The organism is Croceitalea sp. P059 (assembly GCF_031846365.1).
GTDB classification, from domain to species: Bacteria; Bacteroidota; Bacteroidia; order Flavobacteriales; family Flavobacteriaceae; genus Croceitalea; species Croceitalea vernalis.
This window is the reverse complement of the sequence record NZ_JAVRHW010000014.1, coordinates 1-921: the sequence shown is the minus strand read 5'-3', so window position 1 is coordinate 921 and position 921 is coordinate 1. Positions and strand designations below refer to the sequence as shown.

Annotated in this window: 2 protein-coding genes; both read left to right on the top strand. The window is 34.6% G+C overall.

All coding sequences use genetic code 11. The annotated features are described in order from the left end of the window. Positions 1-397, top strand: a 397-nt coding sequence (locus RM542_RS14800; protein WP_311386527.1) for a T9SS type A sorting domain-containing protein, incomplete at its 5' end; no start/stop codon positions are given. A gap of 161 nt (positions 398-558) precedes the next feature. Next, positions 559-921 (top strand): hypothetical protein (locus RM542_RS14795; RefSeq protein ID WP_311386526.1); only part of this gene is annotated, 363 nt, incomplete at its 3' end.

Below are 921 nucleotides of genomic sequence, written 5' to 3'. Positions count from 1 at the left end.
CCAATTATCAAGTACAAACGGAACACTACATATGGCTGAAGTAATGGTAATGGGGTGTGATAATCAAGTTCAACCTCTTTTGAGCGATTTAGATAATTTAATGAATGGTATTTCAACATCGGATAAAGCCAGACTTTCGGAACAAGATGTGATGATGTATCCTATCCCTTCTGAAGGGTTAATTAATCTTTATTTAGGCAATTTTATGAACAAAAAAATTGCCATAGAAATCTTTAATTCTAATGGTCAGAAAGTATTTAAAAAGGACTACAAGAGCAGTCATTACGCTATAGAAGAGTTACAGTTGCAAAGTTTATCAGAAGGTGTTTATCAAATGTCAATAACTTCTGACCAATTCTTTGATGTTAAACCATTTATGCTTCTAAATAAGAAGTAAATTTGCGGCGATTATTCAATTCTCTTTTGTAAGAGAATACAGGCAATATTGAGTCTCGGAAAGCATATTCAGGTGTTGTTTGCCGATCAATTTGTCTTAATATCGAAAAACTAAATCGCTGGGTAACAAACCTAGTATTTTTGTTATTTAAAGCCCCTTTAATGAAAAATCTTAGAACACATTCTGTTTTAGGGATAACGTTAGCGTTATTTTTTAGTTTATCTACTGCCCTAAATGCTCAAGACAAATCACAAGATGGAGATTGGAGTGATATCATTCCATTAGAGGTAATACCCGTTGCGGTGTCTAATTTACCTGATGGTAAATTGATTGTATGGTCCGCTAAATTCAGAGAAACTTTCAATCTCAATCAAGACGGGATGACTTTTACTGAAATCTATGACCCGTTTATAGGAAAGATAGGTGCTGGTGAAGGTGAAATCTTAACTAACTTAAATCATGACATGTTTTGTCCAGGCATCAACAACTTGCCTGATGGACGTATTTTATCTGCGGGGGGCACT